General features: G+C 75.1%; 17 protein-coding genes. 6 read left to right on the forward strand and 11 right to left on the reverse strand.

Features of this window, described 5'->3' with window-relative positions:
* The first annotated feature begins 20 nt into the window (after positions 1-20).
* Complete coding sequence (locus AB0N04_RS28390; RefSeq protein ID WP_360213094.1) at positions 21-764, forward strand: SDR family oxidoreductase; 744 nt, start codon at positions 21-23, stop codon at positions 762-764.
* Positions 765-934: 170 nt separating this feature from the next.
* Here the strand turns inward: AB0N04_RS28390 and AB0N04_RS28395 are convergent, their stop codons facing one another.
* The 3 genes from AB0N04_RS28395 to AB0N04_RS28405 all read right to left on the reverse strand — a co-directional run bounded on the left by AB0N04_RS28395 (position 935) and on the right by AB0N04_RS28405 (position 5,116).
* Complete coding sequence (locus tag AB0N04_RS28395; protein WP_360213096.1) at positions 935-2,443, reverse strand: SDR family oxidoreductase; 1,509 nt, start codon at positions 2,441-2,443, stop codon at positions 935-937.
* A gap of 192 nt (positions 2,444-2,635) precedes the next feature.
* Positions 2,636-4,165 carry a carbohydrate binding domain-containing protein gene (locus AB0N04_RS28400; RefSeq protein ID WP_360213098.1) on the reverse strand — a complete coding sequence of 510 codons (1,530 nt, stop codon included), beginning with the start codon at positions 4,163-4,165 and terminating at the stop codon, positions 2,636-2,638.
* A 351-nt stretch (positions 4,166-4,516) separates the two neighbouring features.
* Positions 4,517-5,116: a choice-of-anchor C family protein gene (locus AB0N04_RS28405; RefSeq protein WP_360214114.1), complete on the reverse strand. Its 600-nt coding sequence runs from the start codon at positions 5,114-5,116 to the stop codon at positions 4,517-4,519.
* A gap of 306 nt (positions 5,117-5,422) precedes the next feature.
* Here AB0N04_RS28405 and AB0N04_RS28410 point away from each other — a divergent pair, with 306 nt between their 5' ends.
* Together AB0N04_RS28410 and AB0N04_RS28415 are read left to right on the forward strand one after the other, a co-directional pair.
* Positions 5,423-6,145 carry a GDSL-type esterase/lipase family protein gene (locus AB0N04_RS28410; RefSeq protein ID WP_360214116.1) on the forward strand — a complete coding sequence of 241 codons (723 nt, stop codon included), beginning with the start codon at positions 5,423-5,425 and terminating at the stop codon, positions 6,143-6,145.
* A 148-nt stretch (positions 6,146-6,293) separates the two neighbouring features.
* Positions 6,294-7,250 carry an aldo/keto reductase gene (locus tag AB0N04_RS28415; protein WP_360214118.1) on the forward strand — a complete coding sequence of 319 codons (957 nt, stop codon included), beginning with the start codon at positions 6,294-6,296 and terminating at the stop codon, positions 7,248-7,250.
* Between the two features lie 100 nt (positions 7,251-7,350).
* Here the strand turns inward: AB0N04_RS28415 and AB0N04_RS28420 are convergent, their stop codons facing one another.
* The 4 genes from AB0N04_RS28420 to AB0N04_RS28435 form a co-directional block, all read right to left on the reverse strand.
* Positions 7,351-7,989, reverse strand: coding sequence for a GNAT family N-acetyltransferase (locus AB0N04_RS28420; RefSeq protein ID WP_360214120.1), 639 nt, complete (start codon positions 7,987-7,989; stop codon positions 7,351-7,353).
* Between the two features lie 89 nt (positions 7,990-8,078).
* The gene (locus AB0N04_RS28425; RefSeq protein ID WP_360214122.1) at positions 8,079-8,768 is read right to left on the reverse strand and encodes a nitroreductase family protein; all 690 of its coding nucleotides are present in this window, start codon (positions 8,766-8,768) and stop codon (positions 8,079-8,081) included.
* A gap of 57 nt (positions 8,769-8,825) precedes the next feature.
* Positions 8,826-10,463 carry an ABC-F family ATP-binding cassette domain-containing protein gene (locus AB0N04_RS28430; protein ID WP_360214124.1) on the reverse strand — a complete coding sequence of 546 codons (1,638 nt, stop codon included), beginning with the start codon at positions 10,461-10,463 and terminating at the stop codon, positions 8,826-8,828.
* A 158-nt stretch (positions 10,464-10,621) separates the two neighbouring features.
* Positions 10,622-11,851 carry a hypothetical protein gene (locus AB0N04_RS28435; RefSeq protein ID WP_360214126.1) on the reverse strand — a complete coding sequence of 410 codons (1,230 nt, stop codon included), beginning with the start codon at positions 11,849-11,851 and terminating at the stop codon, positions 10,622-10,624.
* 485 nt (positions 11,852-12,336) lie between these two features.
* Here AB0N04_RS28435 and AB0N04_RS28440 point away from each other — a divergent pair, with 485 nt between their 5' ends.
* The 3 genes from AB0N04_RS28440 (at position 12,337) to AB0N04_RS28450 (ending at position 14,733) form a co-directional block, all read left to right on the forward strand.
* Complete coding sequence (locus AB0N04_RS28440; protein ID WP_360214128.1) at positions 12,337-13,944, forward strand: ABC-F family ATP-binding cassette domain-containing protein; 1,608 nt, start codon at positions 12,337-12,339, stop codon at positions 13,942-13,944.
* A gap of 184 nt (positions 13,945-14,128) precedes the next feature.
* Positions 14,129-14,341, forward strand: coding sequence for a hypothetical protein (locus AB0N04_RS28445; RefSeq protein WP_360214130.1), 213 nt, complete (start codon positions 14,129-14,131; stop codon positions 14,339-14,341).
* Positions 14,338-14,733: a toxin Doc gene (locus tag AB0N04_RS28450; protein ID WP_360214132.1), complete on the forward strand. Its 396-nt coding sequence runs from the start codon at positions 14,338-14,340 to the stop codon at positions 14,731-14,733. The genes AB0N04_RS28445 and AB0N04_RS28450 overlap by 4 nt, the downstream gene beginning before the upstream one ends.
* A 58-nt stretch (positions 14,734-14,791) precedes the next feature.
* Here the strand turns inward: AB0N04_RS28450 and AB0N04_RS28455 are convergent, their stop codons facing one another.
* The 4 genes from AB0N04_RS28455 to AB0N04_RS28470 form a co-directional block, all read right to left on the reverse strand.
* The gene (locus AB0N04_RS28455) at positions 14,792-15,439 is read right to left on the reverse strand and encodes a Pr6Pr family membrane protein (RefSeq protein ID WP_360214134.1); all 648 of its coding nucleotides are present in this window, start codon (positions 15,437-15,439) and stop codon (positions 14,792-14,794) included.
* A gap of 148 nt (positions 15,440-15,587) precedes the next feature.
* Positions 15,588-16,364, reverse strand: coding sequence for a response regulator transcription factor (locus AB0N04_RS28460; RefSeq protein WP_360214136.1), 777 nt, complete (start codon positions 16,362-16,364; stop codon positions 15,588-15,590).
* Positions 16,361-17,626 (reverse strand): histidine kinase, encoded by a 1,266-nt coding sequence (locus AB0N04_RS28465; protein ID WP_360214138.1) that lies wholly within the window; start codon positions 17,624-17,626, stop codon positions 16,361-16,363. Before AB0N04_RS28465 ends, AB0N04_RS28460 begins: the two co-directional genes overlap by 4 nt.
* Entirely contained in the window at positions 17,623-18,675 is a 1,053-nt protein-coding gene (locus AB0N04_RS28470; RefSeq protein ID WP_360214140.1) for a hypothetical protein, read from the reverse strand. The genes AB0N04_RS28465 and AB0N04_RS28470 overlap by 4 nt, the downstream gene beginning before the upstream one ends.
* Positions 18,676-18,919 lie beyond the last annotated feature (244 nt).

Below are 18,919 nucleotides of genomic sequence, written 5' to 3' on the forward strand. Positions count from 1 at the left end.
AAACCGGAGGATGCACCACCATGAGCACCACCTCTGAACTCTTCGCCGGACAGCACGTCGTCGTGATGGGCGGCAGCTCGGGCATCGGCGAGGCCTCGGCCGCCGCCTTCGCCGCGGACGGCGCCGAGGTCGTGATCACCGGCCGCGACCGGGAGCGCCTGGACGCGGCCGTCGCCCGGATCGGCGGCAAGACCACCGGTCACCGGGTGGACGCCGCGGACGCCGAGGCGGTCGCCGCCTTCTTCGCGGAGGTCGGCACCGTCGACCACCTGGTGGTCGCGGTCAGCGGCGCCGCCGGCAGCGGCCCGTTCGCCGGGCTCGATCTGGCCGATCTGGCCACCGGGTTCGACGCGAAGTTCTGGCCGCAGGTCCGCGTCCTGCAGGCGGCGCTCCCGCACCTGCGCCAGGACGGTTCGGTCACCCTGATCACCGCGGCCTCCGCCCGCGCCGCCATCCCCGGCACCGCCGGGCTGGCCGCCATCAACGGCGCCCTGGAGGCCATGGTCCCGCCGTTGGCCGTCGAGCTCGCCCCGCTGCGGATCAACGCGGTCTCGCCGGGCGTGATCGACACCCCGTGGTGGGACCGCGTCGCGGTCGAGCAGCGGACGGCGCTCTTCGACGGCCTCGCCGCGACCACCCCGGTCGGTCGGGTCGGCCGGGCCGAGGACGTCGCGCGGGCGATCCACCTGCTCGCCGCCAACACCTTCGTCACCGGTGTCGTGTTCGACTGCACCGGTGGGGCCAACCTTCCCACCGGGCGCTGAACCGGGGATAGTCGGATGATCGCGCCCGGTCCGGAGTCAGCCCCGGACCGGGCGCGCACCCGGGCGGACGACCCGGGTGCGGCCGGGCGGTCCGCTGCCCGTGCGCACATCCGTGCGGTGGAGGTTGACGACCCGTCGCCGCGGCCCGGGGTGTCACCCGTGCGGGGGCGTCACCACGCGGCCTCGCGGTAGTCCTTGAGGAACACTCCCGACACCGGGTGGCCGGCCTCCCCGCGCACGATGGGGTCGTAGACCCGGGCCGCGCCGTCCACGACGTCCAACGGGGTGCGGAAGCCCTGGTCGGCGAGGTGGGCCTTCTTCGGCGCCGGGTTCTCGTCGGTGATCCAGCCGGTGTCGACGGCGCACATGTGCACGCCCTGTCGGGCGAGTTCGGCGGCACTGGTGCGGGTGAGCATGTTGAGCGCGGCCTTGGCCATGTTGGTGTGGGGGTGGCCTGCGGTCTTGTTGCGGACGGCGAAGCGGCCCTCCACCGCGGTGACGTTGACGATGTAGCGGGCGGGGTGCGGCGAGGCGAGGAGGAGGGGGAGGAGGCGGTCGCACAGGAGGGTGGGGGCGAGGGCGTTGACGAGCTGGGTCTCCAGGACCTCCGCCGGGTCGAGCGAACCGAGCCGGACGGACCAGGAGTTGGCCGGGGAGAGGTCGGGCAGCAGCCCGGCCTCGTCGGTGAGGTCGAGCAAGGAGGCGGCACCCGAAGGGAGTTGGGCGAGCGCGGAGAGCGGCTGGAAACCGGGGGCGTGGGTGACGGCCCGGCGCTCGGCGGCGGGCAGGGCGCTGCGCTCGCCGGCGGCCAGCAGGGCGTAGGACTCCGGCGGGCGGCGCAGGGTCTGCGCGGCGTTGTTGACGAGGACGTCCAGCGGCCGGCCCTCGGCGGTCAGCCGGTCGGTGAGCCCGATGACCTGGCGCGGGTCGCGCAGGTCGATGCCGACCACGGTGAGCCGGTCCCACCACTGCCCGCTGCCCTCGGCGGCGCGGAAGCGGCGGACGGTGTCGTGCGGGAAGCGGCTGGTGACGATGAGCTCGGCGCCGTCGCGGAGCATCATCAGGGCCAGGTGGTAGCCGATCTTGACGCGCCCGCCGGTGAGCAGGGCGCGGCGGCCGCGCAGGTCGGTGCCCAGGGTGCGGCGGCCGGTGTTGTCGGCGGCGCAGTCCGGGCAGAGCATGTGGTAGAAGGCGTCGACCTGGTGGTACGGCCCCTTGCAGACGTAGCACTTGCGCGGGATCCGCAGGTCGCCGACCGGCCCGTGGGCGGTGGCGAGCGGTGCGTCCTCGCGGCGGTGCCGGGCGCCGGTCGCGGTGCCGGCGAGCAGCTCGGCGTCGGCCTGGCGCAGGGTGTCCCTGGCCTCGCGGCGGCGGAGTTTGCGGCTCTCCGTCACGAAGGAGCGGAGCTGCCGCTCGGCGTGCTGCCGGGTGCGGGAGTGTGCGGGGAGGGTGCGCAGTCGGCCGAGGGTGCGGTCGAAGGCGGCGAGCTCCTCGGCGGTGAGGTCACGGCCCGCATCGCCGACGCGGCCCGCATCGCCGACGCGGCCCGCAGCTTCGACACGGCCTGCATCGCGGACGCGGCCCGCAGGGCCGGTCGTGCCGCGGCCGTCGGCGGCTTCGGCCGCCGACGTGGTGCCGGTGTGCTGGTTCTCGTCGTCCCGGACCGTCATGCCGGTCATGTCCGCCCCCTCTGGTCGTGCAGGTGGGTGGGACTGTAGTGGACGGTCCGGCCTGATGAGATGCCAATTTCCGGGCGGTCGGCCCCCCGGCATCGCCGCCCGCCGGGAACGGGCCTCGGTCCTCCGGAACGCCGAGGTGCCGGCGGCCTCCCGGCCCGCCGGCACCTCGCCCCGCGGTGATCGGCCCGCGGATCAGCCCGCGTACTGCGCGAAGATCTTCGCGAACTCGTACGGCTGCTGCGGGATGTTGGTGCACTTGGACAGCGAGCCGCCGGTGCAGGCGTTGGCGTCCCGGGTGGCGTCCCAGAAGGCCAGCATGCCGAGGTGGTTCTGCTTGGCGAAGTTCACCAACTGCTGGGCGGCGGCCTGGTTGTAGATCTGGTGGTCGTCGTTCTCGCCGAGCATCGGGGTGACCCCGACCATGGCCCACAGCTGGGCGTCGGTCCGGGCCGGGTAGAGCGCCTTGAGCTGCCCGAAGAGCGCCTGGGCGGCCTGGACGGCGGCGTTGCCGTAGTCGGTGCCGGCCCGGTAGTAGTCCATGGCCATGATGTTCACCAGGTCGACGGCGACGCCCGCGTCCCGGGCCGACTTGACGATGGCGACGCCCTCGGAGGTCAGGCCCTCGGGCAGGACGGGCAGGGTGAACGAGACCTTGAGGCCCGGGTGGGCCTGCTGGAGCCTGGCGAGCGCGGCGGAGCGGCGGTCGTTGGAGACGGTGTCGGCGATGGCCGCGCCCTCGATGTCGAAGTCGACGTAGCGCAGGCCGTAGGCGTTGACCACGGCGTCGTACTCGTTGAACAGGGAGTCCACCGAGGTGCAGGCGGCGGCGAGTTCGGTGCCGCTGGCGCCGCCGAAGGAGAGCTTGACGTCGCCGCCGGCCGCCCGCAGCGCGTCGATCTGGTCCTTGGCCCAGCCGGTGCGCGGGTCGTAGGCGTTGAACCAGCTGGCCTTGCAGCCGACGGCGGTGACGAAGCCCATGGTGTAGGCCTTGAGGTTGCCGGCCTTGGCCATGGCGGGCATGGACGGGGTGGGCCAGGCGCCCATGTCGATGTACGGGGCGACGGGCACGGCGACGTTGGGCGGCGGGGTGCTCGGCCCGCCGGTCGGGGTGCCGGTCGGGCCGCCGGTGGGCGTGCCGGTCGGGGTGCCCGAGGTGGGCGGGGTGGTGGGGGTGCCGCCGGGGCCGGTGAGCGTGACGTCGTCGGCGAGGTAGGCGCCCTGCCCGTACCAGCCGTGCAGGTAGACGGTGACGCTGGTGGTGGCCGGTCCGGTGGTGAAACTCGTCGACAGCTGCTGCCAGTCGGCGCCGCCCGGGGTCCAGGTGGCCGGGTCGGTGACGCCGCTGCCGGTGGCGCCGAGGTAGACGTACTGGCCCTGCACCCAGGCGCTGAGCTGGTAGGTGGTGTTGGGCCGCACCGCGACGCTCTGGCCGCACTGCGCGGTGTCGCTCGCGCCCACCGCCCCCTTCAGCGCGTGGCTACCGCTGTGGGCGCCGGAGTTGACGACGCTGCCGGTGCCGCCGGAACAGCTCCACGGGCTCAGTGCGCCGCTCTCCAGGCCCGGGTTGGCGAGCAGGTTGCCGGGAGCGTCGGCGGCTCCGGCGTTCCCGGCGACGACGGCCAGACCGCCGGCGGCGAGCGCGGTGGCGGCGGCCAGGCCGAGCAGCTTGGTGCGGCCGCCGGAACGGCGGTGCGTGGGGGTGGGTCGGGGCGCGCTGGGCATGGGGGTGCCTCTCGGGACGTGGGGCCGCCCGCGCCGCGAGGGGGGAGACACGGTGCGGGCGGCAGCTTGGGGGCTGGTCCGGTGCGGGGGCGGATCCGGTGCGTGGGGAGCGCGGTGCGGGGGAGCGGTGCGGGGTGGGGCTGCGCGGTGCGGGGGAGCGGTGCGCGGTGGGGCTGCGCGGTGCTGAGCATCAAACTGGACTAGACCAGCTGTGCACGTCAAGCACTTCCGGCGCATCGGAAGGCCGCCCTGGGAAGGTTTTAGGAAGTGTTTAAGGCGGGGTTCCGGACGCGCCGGTGGGCCGACGGCGGTGCCGTCGGCCCACCGGGCCCGCGGGTCGGCCGGAGCCGGTCAGTGGCCGCAGCAGGAGGTGCACTCCTTCACCTGGACGTCGTCGAGGACCGGGCCGTACGCGCCGCCGACGGTGCTGACGAAGCTCAGGGTGGTGGACGTGCCCTGCGCGACGAAGGTGAACTGGCGCCCCACGTAGCCCATGGCGGCCCTCGTCCTGCCGGTGACGTCGAAGGAGAAGTCCTGGAAGTCCTGGCCGTCGATCAGCGCCCGGCCGGTGCGCAGGGCGACCCCGCCTTCGGGGTTGCCGGCGAGCGCGTAGGTGACGGAGTAGGTGGTGCCCGGGGTGGTGGTGAAGCCCTGGGCGACGGTGCCGCTGCCGGAGCCGTTGAGGTCGAGCGACTGGTCGCCCTCGGCGGCCTGCCAGAACCCGGCGCCGATCAGGTCGACGTTGCCGGCGGTGACCTTCCACGGGCCGATGGTCTGACCGGCGGACACCCCGGTGAAGGAGTTCGCCGGGACCTTCGGGGTCTCGAAGCTGCCGTCGTCGAAGCGGCTGAGCGCGCGGTGGCCGCCGGCGGCCTGGGCCGGGGCGGCCAGGGCGGTGGCGCCGACGACGAGCAGGACGGCGAGGGCGGTGCGGGTGCGGGAGAGCGGCACGGGTGGTCCTCCGAGGAGTGGTGGGGATCAACCGATGATCGGCCGATGATCGGCTGTGCACAGAGCGTCTTCGGTCACGGTGATCGCTGCCAAGACGGGACGGGCGGCGCCCGGTGGCGTGCACGGCCCCCGGGCAGGCTCTCGCGCGCCGGTTTCGACCGGGCCGGTGCGGCGGCGCCGGGCGGGAGGACCGTTCCCGGCGGTCGGCCCGGGCCGATCCGCCGTCATCAGGACGGCCCCGTCCAGGGAGTGGGACGATCCGCGCGAGCCCCCACCCCGTCGTGCGCTCCGGCCTAGGCTGAGCCGGTGATCGACGACACGCGCATCTGCTTCATCGGGGACTCCTTCGTCCAGGGCCTCGGCGACCCGGAGTTCCGCGGGTGGGTCGGCCGGGCGCTCCAGGCCTGCGCGGCCGACGTCACCGCGTACAACCTGGGCGTCCGCCGCAACACCTCCACGGACGTGCTGCGCCGCTGCTGGGCGGAGGTCGAGGCGCGTACGGTGCCCGGCGCCGACCACCGGCTGGTCGTCTCGGTCGGCAGCAACGACTCCACCGAGTCGCCGTCCGGCGGCCCGCGCGTCCCGCCGGACCGGACGCGGACGAACCTGGCCGCGCTGCTCGACGGCGCCCGGGACCGCAGCCACGGCGCCCTGGTGGTCGGGCCGCCCCCGGTGGTCATGGGCGGCGCCCGGCAACTGGACCGGATGCTGGCCCTGGTCCCGCTGCTCGCCGAGGTCTGCGCGGAGCGCGCCGTGCCGTTCGTCGACGTCACCCGGGCGCTGGCCGGGAACCCCGCGTGGGTGGCCGAGGCCACCGCGGGGGACGGCGCCCACCCGGGCGCGGGCGGCTACGCGGCGCTGGCCGAGCTCGTCCTGGCCGGCGGCTTCCGGGACTGGCTCCTGGCGGGCCGGGCCGACCGGGCGGCGCGCGCGGGCAGCGCGGACCGGCAGACCCCGACGGCCCCGGAGGCCCTGGCGACGCCCGAGGCCCCGACGGCCCCGGAGTCCCCGACGGCCCGGCCGGCCTGACGCACACCCGGCTCCGGGAGACCCGCCCGCCCCGGTGGCCCGGCCCCGGCGGACGCGCTTGACCTCGAGAGCACTCCAAGGTGAATGCTGGACGCGTCGGTCCACCGCACGACCGCCGCACCACCACCGCACAGATGGGAACACCGCCATGCGCAACGCCACGTTCGGTACCAACGGCCCGGAGACCGGTGTCATCGGCCTCGGCTGCATGGGGATGACCTGGGCGTACGACGTGCACAACCGGGACGACGACAACTCCGTCCGGGTGATCCGCCAGGCGCTGGACCTCGGGGTCACCCTCATCGACACCGCCGACATCTACGGCCCCTACAGCAACGAGGAGGTGGTGGGCGCGGCCCTGGCCGGCCCGTACCGGGAGCGCGCCTTCCTGGCCACCAAGGTCGGCCTCGTCCCGGGCGCCGGCGGCGAGCGGGTCGGGCGCGACGGCCGGCCCGAGCACGTGCGGCGCGCGATCGACGACAGCCTGCGCCGGCTCGGCACCGACCACGTCGACCTCTACCAGCTGCACCGGGTCGACCCGGAGGTCCCGATCGAGGAGACCTGGGGTGCGCTCGCCGAGGCCGTGGAGGCCGGCAAGGCCCGCCGGATCGGCCTGTCCGAGGTGAGCGTCGAGGAGATCGAGCGGGCCCGGGCGGTGCACCCGGTGGCCTCCGTGCAGTCGGAGCTGTCGCTCTGGACCCGGGACGCCCTGGCCGACGTCCTGCCGTACACCGAGGAGCACGGGATCGCCTTCCTGCCGTTCTCCCCGCTCGGCCGGGGCTTCCTGACCGGCAGCATCTCCTCCTTCGACGAGCTCCCGGCGGACGACTTCCGCCGTGCCCTGCCGCGCTTCCAGCAGGACGCGCTGAAGGCGAACCTGGAGCTGGTCGGCAGGGTCGAGGCGGTCGCCGAGCGGGTCGGCGCGACCCCGGCCCAGGTGGCGCTGGCCTGGGTGCTGGCGCAGGGGCGTCACGTCTTCCCGATCCCGGGGACCCGCACGCCGCGCTACCTGGTGGACAACGCGGGGGCGGCCGAGGTCGTGCTCACCGCCGCCGACCTGGCCGAGCTGGACGCGCTGCCGGCGCCGACCGGCGGGCGCTACTGACCGGCGGGCGCCACCGGCCGGCGCCCGCGCCAGCCGCGACGAACCCGCGCCCGCCACCGCCGGCCACACCGGCCGCCCGCCACCCGTGGGCGCGGCCCCGCTACCGCTCCATCACCCAGATCAGCTGCCGCCCGGTCTCGGCCGGCGCCCGGACGGCGGCCGCGGCGACCCGGTCGAGCCGGTAGCCGAGCTTGCGCGGGACGGCCGCGCTGGCGCCGTTCGCCTCGTCGCAGTGGATCTCCACCCGGGCGATGCCGGGCAGGGCCAGCGCGGCCTCGGTGAGCGCGGCGGTGGCGGTGGTGGCGATGCCGCGCCCGGCGTGCCGCGCGGCGACCCAGTAGCCGATCTCCAGCGCGCCGGGGCCGATCCGGCCGTGCAGGCCGAAGGCGCCGATCACCCCGCCGGGTTCGGCGTCCAGGCCGACCAGGTACATGAAGTCGGTGCCGGCCTCCCAGGCGAGGGCGCCGGCCCTGGTCAGCTCGGCGGACTGGGCCCGGCTGGGGGCCTCGGCCGCCCACTCCATCCAGGGCCGCAGGTGGTCGAGGTTGGCGCGGACGGCCTTGTTGAGGGCGAGCGCGTGGGTGGTGCGGCGGCGCAGCAGCGAGATCCCGCCGGGCAGCCGCAGCACCTCGGGCGGCCGCCCGGTGGTGACCTCCTGCGGGCCGGGGCCGGGGCCGGGGCCGGGGCCGGGGAACGGTGCGGGCGGGTGGTCGCAGGACCGTGGCTGCGGGTGGCTCATGACCGCGATTATGTCCTTGGCCGGGACCTGTCACCAGCCGGGTCCCGGGCGGCGCCCGCCCGCACGCCCCGGCGTGCGCGACCGGCCGCTCAGAGCCGGACGAGCACCTCGTCGAGCTCCTTGCGCCGCAGGTCCGGGACGCGCGCCCCGTCGGCCGGGTAGCCGACCGGGATGACGTAGGCGGCGCGCTCCTCGACCGGGCGGTCGCACACCTCGTTGAGGAACCTCATCGGGCTCGGCGTGTGGGTCAGGGTGGCCAGGCCGGCCTGGTGCAGGGAGGCCAGCAGCAGGCCGACGGCGATGCCCACCGACTCCTTGGTGTAGTACGGGCGCGGCGAGTCGGGCCCCTTGTGGACCTCGAACACCACGATCACCGCCGGTGCGTCCTCCAGGAACGGCTTGCGCCAGTCGGTGCCGATCGGTGCCAGTGCGGCCAGCCACTCCGCCGAGGCGCGGTGCGCGTAGAACTCGCGCTCCTCGGCCTCGGCGGCCTCGCGCAGCCGCCGCTTGCGCTCCGGGTCGGTGATCACCACGAACCGCCAGGGCTGGACGTGCGCGCCGCTGGGCGCGGTGTTGGCGGTCCGGACCGCCCACTCGACCACGCCGTCCGGGATCGGGCGGGTCGCGTAGTCGCGGACGGTCCGGCGCAGCGCCATCACGTCGTGGAAGGACCTGCTGCGGGCCTCGGCCTCGTGGGCGGGCACCGTCATGGGGCGGAGCGGGACGCTCGGGTAGGAGCTGCCGTCCGCCGTGCTGTCGATCGTACGGTTCTCAACCATGGTCGACAGCACAGCACATGGGCGCCGTGCCGGGAAGAGGTAGAGACCAATGGCGGTCTACAGCTCGTGCACCCGCCCGCCCCGGACCTCGATCCGCCGGTTCACCGCGACGGTGTCCAGCATCCGCCGGTCGTGGGTGACCAGCAGCAGGGTGCCGGTGTACGAGGAGAGCGCGGACTCCAACTGCTCGATCGCGGGCAGGTCCAGGTGGTTGGTGGGCTCGTCCAGCACCAGCAGGTTGACCCCGCGCGCCTGCAGCAGCGCGAGCGCGGCCCGGGTGCGCTCGCCGGGGGAGAGGGTGTCGGCCGGGCGCAGGACGTGCACCGCCTTGAGGCCGAACTTGGCCAGCAGGGTGCGCACCTCCTCCGGCGTGAGCTCCGGCACGGCGGCGGCGAACGCCTCCGCCAGCGGCTCGCCGCCGAGGAACAGCCCGCGCGCCTGGTCGACCTCGCCGACCACCACGCCGGAGCCCAACGAGGCGTTGCCGGAGTCGAGTTCGAGTCGGCCGAGCAGGGCGGCCAGCAGCGTGGACTTGCCCGCGCCGTTGGCGCCGGTGATGGCGATCCGGTCCGCCCAGTCGATCTGCAGGTCCACCGGGCCGAACGCGAAGTCGCCGCGCCGGGCGACGGCCGCGCGCAGGGTGGCGACCACCGCGCCGGAGCGCGGCGCGGTGGCGATCTCCATCCGCAGCTCCCACTCCTTGCGGGGCTCCTCGACCACGTCCAGCCGCTCGATCATCCGCTGGGTCTGGCGGGCCTTGGAGGCCTGCTTCTCGGTGGACTCGGCGCGCACCGCGCGGCCCATCTTGTCGTTGTCGCTGGACTTGCGGCGGGCGTTGCGCACGCCGTGCTCCATCCAGCCGCGCTGCATCCGGGCCCGGGCCTCCAGCCCGGCCTTGGTGTCGGCGTACTCCTCGTACTCCTCGCGGGCGTGCCGGCGGGCGACGTCGCGCTCCTCCAGGTACGCCTCGTAGCCGCCGCCGTACAGGTTGACCTGCTGCTGGTGCAGGTCCAGTTCGAGCACCTTGGTGACGGTGCGGGCCAGGAACTCGCGGTCGTGGCTGATCAGCACGGTGCCCGCGCGCAGGCCCTTGACGAAGGACTCCAGCCGCTCCAGGCCGTCCAGGTCGAGGTCGTTGGTGGGCTCGTCGAGCAGGAAGACGTCGTAGCGGGAGAGCAGCAGCGAGGCGAGGCCGGCCCGGGCGGCCTGGCCGCCGGACAGCGCCGTCATCGGCAGGTCGAGCGAGACCTTCAGCCCGAGCGAGTCGGCGACCTCCTCGGCGCGCTCCTCCAGGTCGGCGCCGCCGAGGTCCAGCCAGCGGTCCAGACTGACGGCGTAGGCGTCGTCGGCGCCCGGGCGGCCCTCGACGAGGCCCTCGGTGGCCTCGTCCAGCGCGGCCTGCGCGGCGGCCACCCCGGTGCGGCGGGCCAGGAAGTCGCGGACGGACTCGCCCTCGCGTCGCTCCGGCTCCTGCGGCAGGTGGCCGACGTTGGCGCTCGCCGGGCTCAGCCGCAGCGAACCGCCCTCGGGTGTGTCCAGGCCGGCCAGCAGCCGCAGCAGCGTCGACTTGCCGGCGCCGTTCACGCCGACCAGGCCGATCACGTCGCCCGGGGCGACGACCAGGTCCAGGCCGGAGAAGAGGGTGCGTTCGCCGTGGCCGGCGGCGAGGTCCTTGACTACGAGTGTGGCGCTCATGATGAGCCCGATTGTAGGAGGAGGGCGCCGGGCGGCGGAAAACCCGCAGGGTGCCGGGCCGGCGGGCCCGGCGCGGGCGGCGGGTGCAGGGGGACGCCCGGGGGCCGCGGCCGCGCCGGCCGCGGCCCCCGGGCGCGTGAGGGTCGCCCCTCAGCGGATCACTTGGCCTTCTTCGAGAAGTAGTCGAACATGTGCGCCGCCACGTCCTCGAGGTACGGGCCGGCCTCGTAGGTGTTCGCCCCGTTGCCGATGGAGGTGTCGCTGACCAGAGCCGGCTTGCCGTCCTTGGTCGCGTACCAGCCGCCGCCGCTGCTGCCGCCGGTCATGTTGCAGCCGATCAGCAGCATCGCCGGGCGGCTCGGGTCGCCGGTCTTCTTGGCGGGCTTGCCGCCGTCGCAGTGCTCCAGCTCGACGCCGTCGAAGGGCTTGCCCTCCGGGAAGCCGTAGTTGCTGACGGAGGCGAGCTGCTCGCGCGGGGCGTTGAACCACAGCGGCACCGAGCCGCCGACGGTCTCCTCGAGCGACTTGCCGTTCGGGTCGGGGTTGGCGACCTTGATGATGCCGAAGTCGTACTGGCTCCAGGGGCCGCCGTGCTCCGGGTCGGCCTCCGAGGTCCACTGCGGGGAGACCATGCCGGCGGTCGCGCCCCACTCGCCGTACGGCTCGGCGTCGTCCAGCTTGGACTTCTGCTTGTTGCCGTTGCTCAGCACGCCGTTGCTGTTGAAGGCCGGGGCGAAGGTGATGTCGGTGTAGTACTTGTTGCCCTTGCCGCCGTGCAGGCAGTGGCTCGCGGTCCACACCAGGTTGCTCTTGCCGGGGTTGGCCGGGTCGGAGACGACGGTGCCGGAGCAGACGTAGTCCTCGTTGCCGTCCTTGAAGAAGATCTTGCCGTTGACGTGCATGTTCTTCGGGAACGGGTGCGCCACGGGCTTCGCCGGGACGACGGCGGGCAGCTGGTCGGGCCCGGTCGGCGGCTGGGCGGCGGTGGGCTGGGCCGGGGCCGCGGTGGTGGGCTGCGCCGGGGCAGCGCCGGTCGGCTGGGCGGGCGCCTGCGTCGGGTCCTGGGCCGGGGCCTGCGGCAGCGGCTTGGGCTTGGCGTTCAGCAGCTTCTGCAGGGTCCAGTAGCCCTTGACCGCCGGGGTGACGACGTTCTCCTTGGCCCACTTGTCCCAGTCCTCGAGCTTCCAGGTCTTCAGCTCTTCGACGGTCGGCAGCTTGAGCGGCGCCGCGCCCGGCTTGCCGGAGGCGCTGGCGGCCACCGTGGGGGCCGCGGTCTGGGCCCCGGCCGGGTCGCTGTTGTCGGGGCCGCACGAGGTGGCGGCCAGCACGGTCAGCGCGGCGACGGAAGCGCCCAGGACGGCACGGCTCGGCCGGGATATCGGTGACATGAGTTCAGTTCCCCCTGTGAATAACGGCCGCACGCCCCGTTCCGCGGGTACGGCCCCGGGAGGGGCCGCAGGTGCGGCAGGTGAGGAGTCTGCCATGCGGATAAGGACCTCCTTACGCCCGCCCCGGGCTGGGACGGAGCCGTCACCGGATCGGCACCGGATCGGCACCCGCCCTCCTCCGGCGCCCGAAAACCGGTTGTCCGCGTCCGGCGGCGTGCGTAGCGTGGTCCGAGCCACCAGCCAGACAAGGAGAAGGCCGTTGCTCTACTGAGGTCCCGGGACACCGCCCCCGCCGCGCAGGCCTGTTGCCGTGCGGTGCGCGAGTGTGCGACCTCGGTCACGGCCCCCTGGCGAGCCCGGTCCCCGCGCGTCCTCCTGGACGCGCGGCCGACCTCCGGCGACTCCCCCCGGCCGTAGCGGCCCGCACCCGCGGTGTCTCCCCGTGTTGCTCCCCCTTCCTTCGGCAACCATCCGGGAGTCCCTTCATGGCACAACCCACCACCGCCGTGCTCTGCACCGACCTGTCCTTCGAGTGGCCGGACGGCAAGCCCGTCCTGGACGGCTTCCACCTCGCGGTCGGCCCCGGCCGCACCGGCCTGATCGGGCTCAACGGCGCCGGCAAGTCCACCCTGCTGCGGCTGCTGGCCGGCGAGCTGACCCCGACCGGCGGCACCGTCCGGGTCGACGGCGAACTCGGCCACCTCCCGCAGGGCCTGACGCTGGACACCGGGCTGCGGGTGGACGAGGCGCTCGGCGTCCGGGCCGCCCGCGAGGCCCTGCACGCCATCGAGTCCGGCGACACCGACCAGCGCCACTTCGACGCGGTCGGCGACGACTGGGACGTCGAGGAGCGCGCCCGCGCCACCCTCGACCGGCTCGGCCTGCACCGGCTCGACCTCGACCGCACCACCGGCGAACTCTCCGGCGGCGAGGCCGTGTTGCTGCGCCTCGCCGCGCTGCTCATGCGCCGCCCCGACGTCCTGCTGCTGGACGAGCCCACCAACAACCTCGACCGGGCCGCCCGGGAGCGGCTCTACGAGACGGTGGCGGGCTGGCACGGCGTCATGCTGATCGTCAGCCACGACCGCGAACTGCTGCAGCACGTCGACCAGATCGCCGACCTGAGGGACGGCGCGGTGACGTGGTACGGGGGCAACTTCGCCGCGTACGAGCGCACCCTGGCCGCCCAGCAGGAGACGGCCGAGCGGCTCCTGCGCAACGCCGAGGCCGACGTCCAGCGCCAGAAGCGGGACCTCACCGAGGCCCGCGTCCGGCTCGAGCGCAGCGCCAGCTACGGGAGGAAGCGCTCGATCGCCCGCAACGACCCGCACATCGTCGCGGGCAAGCTCAAACGCCAGGGCCAGGAGACGGCCGGGCGGCTCCAGGGCATGCACACCGAACGCCTGGAGGAGGCCAGGCAGCGGCTCACCGCCGCGGAGGAGGCCGTCCGCGACGACGCCGCGATCCGGATCGACCTGCCGCGCACCGCCGTCCCGGCCGGGCGCACCGTGCTCACCCTGCAGAAGGTCCGGCTGCCGCACGGCATCACCGCCGACCTCGATCTGCGCGGCCCCGAGCGGGTCGCCCTGGTCGGCCGCAACGGCGCGGGCAAGAGCACCCTGCTGCGAGCCGTCGCGGGCGAACTCGCGGCGCTGGAGGGGGAGATCACCACCCCGGTGCCGCTGCGCCACCTGCCGCAGCGGCTCGACCTGCTGGACGACGGGCTCACCGTGGTGGAGAACGTCAAGTCCTTCGCCCCCTCGGCGGGGGACAACGCGATCCGGGCCCGGCTGGCGCGCTTCCTGTTCCGCGGCGGCCGGGCCGACCAGCGGGCCGCCACCCTCTCCGGGGGCGAGCGGTTCCGGGCCACCCTGGCCGCCCTGCTGCTGGCCGACCCGCCGCCGCAGCTGCTGCTGCTCGACGAGCCGACCAACAACCTGGACCTCGCCAGCGTCCGCCAGCTCACCGAGGCGCTCGCCGCCTACCGGGGCGCGCTGATCGTGGCCAGCCACGACCTGCCGTTCCTGCGCGGCCTGGGCCCGACCAGGTGGTTGGAGCTGGACGGCGACCTGCGGGCGGTGGACCCGATGTGACGGCGCCGGTGCGGTGCCACCGCCGGCCGTGCCCGGGCCGTGCCCCGGGCACGGCCGGCTCCCCGGCGGCGCCGTGGCGGGGCGCCCGGCCGGAGCCCGTGGGCCCTGTCGCGGGCTCCGGCGGGCTCCGGCGGCGGGGCCGGTTCGGTACCCAACTCCGGTGTGCTCCAGTACCATCGGCGCCATGCCTGCGCTCAACATCGAGTACACGGAGCACGAGCTCGCCGCGATCCGCGAGGCCGCCGCCGCCGACGGGAAGAGCGTCAAGGCCTACGTCCACGACCTGAGCGTGCGGGAGCAGCAGCGGCGGGTGTTCGTGGACCACGCGGTGGCGTTCTGGAAGGCGCACCGGGCCGAGTTCGACGCCGCGTTCCCGGAGGACGCGCCCGCCGCGTGAACGGCAGGGGTGCGGAGCGGGCGCTGCTCCACGTCGACCTGCGCTGGCTGCTGGACGTCCAGGAGCTGGCCTCGCCCGAGGACCTCAGCGTGCGGGACTACTCGGCGCTGCAGGCCGCCGTCGCCCGGCACCGGGTGAACACCGCCCAGCTCGGCCACGACGCGGACGCCGCCTGGTGCGCGGCCACCCTGATGCACACGATCGTGCTGCTGCGGCCGCTGCCGGTGCGCAACAACCTGTACGCCTGCATGACGACGGCCGCGTACATGCACGCGGCCGGGGAGGGCGTCGACCCGCCGTACGGGGCGCTGGTCGAGCTGGCGAGGGACGTCGCCGAGGGGCGGGCGGACGTGTACGCGGCGGCCGACCGGATCCGCGCCTGGCGGATCTGAGGCCGGTCGCCGCTCGCGGCCGTCGTCGGGCGGGGACCGGTGCGCCCGGGCGGGCGTGCTAGGCCCGGGCGGGCCGGAGTCTGGCGGCCACCAGGGTGCCGAGTCGGTCGAGGCCGACCACGGCGGCCGCGAGCACGGTGAACTCGACGGTCAGCAGGGCGATCTGGCCCCAGACGTAGCCGTAGCCCTTGGTGGTGGGGTCGAAGAAGAAGTAGGGGTAGGGCGTCGGGTAGTCGTCGAAGAGCGCGTTGCGGGTCAGCACGATCGCGGCGTAGCCGAGCGGGAACGCCAGCCACAACGGGACGTCCTTCCAGGCCGCCGCGTTGCGCGGCTTCAGCACCAGCCAGTCGACGATCACCATCACCGGCGTGACGTAGTGCAGGAAGAAGGACGACCAGTGGGCGAGCCGGTCCGGCCCGTCGACCAGCCCGGGCAGCGGGTTGGCGCCGTGCTGGAGCAGGATGTGCGAGACCAGCCCGGTGATCAGGATGTAGAGGGTGGCGGCGCCGCGCAGCCGGGGCGCGGGCGCGTCCACGGTGCCGCGCTCGGTCATCCAGTACACCGCGCCGATGAAGTAGCCGAGCACGATGACGTTGCTCTGCACGGTGAAGTACACCAGTGGCGCCGTCCCGAGGGTCAGGCCGAGGCCCGCCGAGAGCACGATTCCCATGCGCCACCAGAGCGCGGGGCGGGTCCGGACAGTCATGCGGCCACCAGTTCGTTCCAGGCGATACGGGAGGTATCGGGCGGTTGCGGGGGAATCCCGCACTCTACTCGCAGGTAGCGGCCGGACGGAAGAAACGTCCCTGCCGGTGACCGGACGGCCCGGGCGGTCCGCTCACCGGCAGGTGTCCTCAGCCCGGCAGCACGAAGCCCGACTCGTACGCGGCGATCACCGCCTGGGTGCGGTCGCGGGCACCGAGCTTGGCGAGCACGCCGCCCACGTGCGTCTTCACCGTCTCCTGGCTGACCACCAGCTCCCGGGCGATCTCGCCGTTGTTGAGGCCGGTGGCCATCAACCGCAGCACCTGGCCCTCCCGTTCGGTCAGCCGGCCGATCGGCCCGCGCTCCGGGGCGGCGGCCCGGCGGGACTCCGCGCCTTGGCGCAGCGCGAGTTCGCGGACGGCCGCCGGGAAGAGCAGCGAGTCGCCGCGCGCGACCAGCCGCACCGCTTGGACCATCTCCTCGGCCCGCGCCCGCTTGAGCAGGAACCCGGCCGCGCCGGCCCGCAGCGCGTCGTACACGTGGTCGTCGTGCTCGAAGGTGGTGACCACCAGGATCCGCGGAGGCTCGGCCATCCCGCCGACCAGCTGCTCGGTGGCCCGGATGCCGTCGATGCCGGGCATCCGGACGTCCATCAGCACCACGTCCGGTCGCAGCTCGCGCACCAGCGGGACGACCTCGGCGCCGTCCGCGGCCTCGCCGACCACGGTGAGGTCCGGCTCGGCGTCGATCACCACCCGCAGGCCGGCCCGCACCAGCCGCTCGTCGTCGGCGATCACCACGCGGACGGTCCCGCCGCCGGCACCCCCGTCGCGGTGGTGCCCGTCGCGGTGCTGGCCGTCGCGGTGCTGGCCGTCCTGGCGGACGCCCCCGTCGCGGCGGTGCCCGTCGCGGTCGTACTCGTTCATCCTGCTGTTCCTCCCACCGGCAGCCAGACGGCCAGCCGCCACGTCGTCCCGTCCGCGCTGGGCCCGGCCGTGCTGCCGCCGCGCAGGGCCGTCGCGCGCTCCCCGATCCCGCGCAGCCCCCGCCCGCCGCCGGGGCGGCTCGGGCGGGCGGTGCCCAGCGGGTTGGTCAGTTCGATCTCCAGCCGGCCCCCGGCCAGCGCCACCCGCAGCCCGGCCGGTGCGGGCCCGGCGTGCCGCAGCACGTTGGTCAGGCCCTCCTGCACGATCCGGTAGGCCTCGCGGGAGACCCCGGCCGGCAGCCGGGCCAGGCCGGGGGCCAGGTCGGCGGACACCGTGACGCCGGTGCGGGCCAGTTGGCGCAGCAGGTCGTCCAGCCCGCCGAGGGTGGGGCCGGCCGGTCCGGCGGCGTCCTCCTCGCGCAGCAGCCCGAGCACGGTGTCCAGCTCGGCGACGGCCGCCCGTGCGGTCTCCTCGATCGCCTGCAGCGCCTCGGCCGCGAAGTCCGGGTCGCTGCGCAGCACCCGGGCGGCCGCCGAGGCCTGGATGCCGACGGCGCTGAGCGCGTGGCCGACCGAGTCGTGCAGCTCGCGGGCCAGCCGGTTGCGCTGGGCCAGTACGGTGGCCCGGCGCTCGGCCGCGGCCAGCCGCTCCTCCGGGGTCGGGCCGAGCAGGACGGGGGCCCAGCGGGCCAGCAGCGCGCCGCAGGCGGCGTTGGTGACGACGATCAGCAGTAGGACGGCGAGGCCCAGCGCCGGCCCGGTGAGCATCCAGCCGGGGAAACGGTTCTCCCAGTACTGCGCGAGGTCCGCGGCCCCGCCGAAGGAGAACATCAGCACCACCGCGAACGGCACCCCGGCGAGCGTCATCCCGGAGACCACCCCGCCGAAGAACAGGTGCAGCACGTACCAGAGCGCGGTGCGCCGGCGGGCCGCCCACGAGCGGGACGGACCGGTCGCCAGCTCCTCGGGCCGCTCCGCCGCGCACAGCGCCCGCGCCGCGGCCCCCTCCAGCGGGCGGACGGTCGGCACCAGCGCGGTGACGGCGGCCATCGGCAGGGAGGTGAACAGCGAGGCGATCTGCAACAGCACCTGGCGCAGGTGCCCCTGGGCCGGGTTGAGCGCCCCGAACAGCACCACCGAGAGCATCCAGTACGGCATCAGCAGGGCGCCGCCCAGCACCAGGTGCGTCCAGCGCAGTCGCGCCCGCCGGCCGAACCCGGCCCCGGCCGCACGCCGGATCCGGCTGCCCACCCCCGTGTTCACCCGGGCGACTCTACGTCAGCGGCCGCTCCGGGGAGAGCCATCCGCCCGGGCCGGGGCCCGGTACCGGCCGTACCGGCCGCACCCGCCGCCACCCGTCGCGCCGCCGCCCGCTCCACCAGCGCCACCGCGCCCACCACCAGGACCAGCAGCCCCGTCACCACCTGGGCGGCCTGCACCAGCGGCATCAGCCCGGGAACGGCCTTGCCCAGGTCCGTCACCCTGGTCGTGGTCGCGCCGAAGGCCACCACCTGCCAGCCGCCCCAGCCGAACAGCGAGCCGGAGGCCGTCCAGGCCACGAGCAGCGGCCCGACCAGCCGCCGCCGCGGCCCGGCCCGGAACACGAGGGCCAGCAGCGCGCCGACGGCGGCCACCGCCATCACCGCGGTCACCCCCTCCATCACCGCCACGCCCCGGTTGTGGTCCTCGGCCATGGTCGTCGGCAGCCCGGCGGTGCCGCCGCAGGCCCAGTAGGTGCGGGCCGCCGCGACGCCCAGGGCGAGCAGGGCGGCGGCGCAGGCGAGCGTGCGCTGCACGGTCAGCGTGGGGGAGTCGGGCAGGTCGCCGATCCGCTCCCGCAGCAGGCCCGGCCAGCGCCGCCGGGCGTACAGCGCGAAGGCGGTGAGCAGGGCGACCCCCTGGACGGCGAACCCGCCGTACACCACCCCGAAGACCCAGCCGCCGAGCCCGTCGGGGCCGTCCTGGCGGCTCTCCGGAGCGGGGCCGGCCAGCAGGGTGCTCAGCAGGAGCAGCGGCAGCGCGACGAGGATGGTTCCGAGCAGTCCGGTGGCGACCCACATCGGGAACGCCACCAGCCCGGCGGGCGCCCGCCGGCCCCATGGCCGGACGAAGGCCAGGGCCAGGGCCAGGGCGACGGCGTCCATGCCGAAGGTGAGCAGGTTCACCAGCCAGAGCGCGTCCAGGGCGGCCGGGTCGTCGGCGCCCACCGGATGGCCGGTCAGCCAGAGCGTCTTGAGCGTCAGGTACGGCACCGTCGCCAGGACGGCGACCCAGGCCGCCCCCGCCCGCACCGCGTTCTCGTAGGTCCTCATGGGTTCCACGGTCGCGCCCCGCCCGGGGGCGCCACGTCAACCCGGTGAAGGGTCGCCCTCCCCCTCCCGGGGGATCTTCCCGCGCGCCCCTCCTCCCGGCCCGGGGGAGGCTCGTTGATCCGCACGCGCACCGTACGAACCGCACGCGCACCGCAGGAACCCGCACGCGCGGCGCGCGCCCGTCGGCGCACCGTACGGGCCGGCGGGCGCAGCGCACCGCACCCGCACCCGCGCCGGCCGGCGC

Source organism: Kitasatospora sp. NPDC051702 (genome assembly GCF_040681575.1).
Classification (GTDB): Bacteria; Actinomycetota; Actinomycetes; order Streptomycetales; family Streptomycetaceae; genus Kitasatospora.

Excerpts from the sequence above, each read along its gene's own strand:
- AB0N04_RS28395 (WP_360213096.1), bottom strand. The coding sequence starts at position 2,443 with ATGACCGGCATGACGGTCCGGGACGACGAGAACCAGCACACCGGCACC.
- AB0N04_RS28425 (WP_360214122.1), bottom strand. The coding sequence starts at position 8,768 with ATGGTTGAGAACCGTACGATCGACAGCACGGCGGACGGCAGCTCCTAC.
- AB0N04_RS28415 (WP_360214118.1), top strand. The coding sequence starts at position 6,294 with ATGCGCAACGCCACGTTCGGTACCAACGGCCCGGAGACCGGTGTCATC.
- AB0N04_RS28435 (WP_360214126.1), bottom strand. The coding sequence starts at position 11,851 with ATGTCACCGATATCCCGGCCGAGCCGTGCCGTCCTGGGCGCTTCCGTC.
- AB0N04_RS28440 (WP_360214128.1), top strand. The coding sequence starts at position 12,337 with ATGGCACAACCCACCACCGCCGTGCTCTGCACCGACCTGTCCTTCGAG.
- AB0N04_RS28445 (WP_360214130.1), top strand. The coding sequence starts at position 14,129 with ATGCCTGCGCTCAACATCGAGTACACGGAGCACGAGCTCGCCGCGATC.
- AB0N04_RS28470 (WP_360214140.1), bottom strand. The coding sequence starts at position 18,675 with ATGAGGACCTACGAGAACGCGGTGCGGGCGGGGGCGGCCTGGGTCGCC.
- AB0N04_RS28390 (WP_360213094.1), top strand. The coding sequence starts at position 21 with ATGAGCACCACCTCTGAACTCTTCGCCGGACAGCACGTCGTCGTGATG.
- AB0N04_RS28430 (WP_360214124.1), bottom strand. The coding sequence starts at position 10,463 with ATGAGCGCCACACTCGTAGTCAAGGACCTCGCCGCCGGCCACGGCGAA.
- AB0N04_RS28455 (WP_360214134.1), bottom strand. The coding sequence starts at position 15,439 with ATGACTGTCCGGACCCGCCCCGCGCTCTGGTGGCGCATGGGAATCGTG.
- AB0N04_RS28400 (WP_360213098.1), bottom strand. The coding sequence starts at position 4,165 with ATGCCCAGCGCGCCCCGACCCACCCCCACGCACCGCCGTTCCGGCGGC.
- AB0N04_RS28420 (WP_360214120.1), bottom strand. The coding sequence starts at position 7,989 with ATGAGCCACCCGCAGCCACGGTCCTGCGACCACCCGCCCGCACCGTTC.
- AB0N04_RS28460 (WP_360214136.1), bottom strand. The coding sequence starts at position 16,364 with ATGAACGAGTACGACCGCGACGGGCACCGCCGCGACGGGGGCGTCCGC.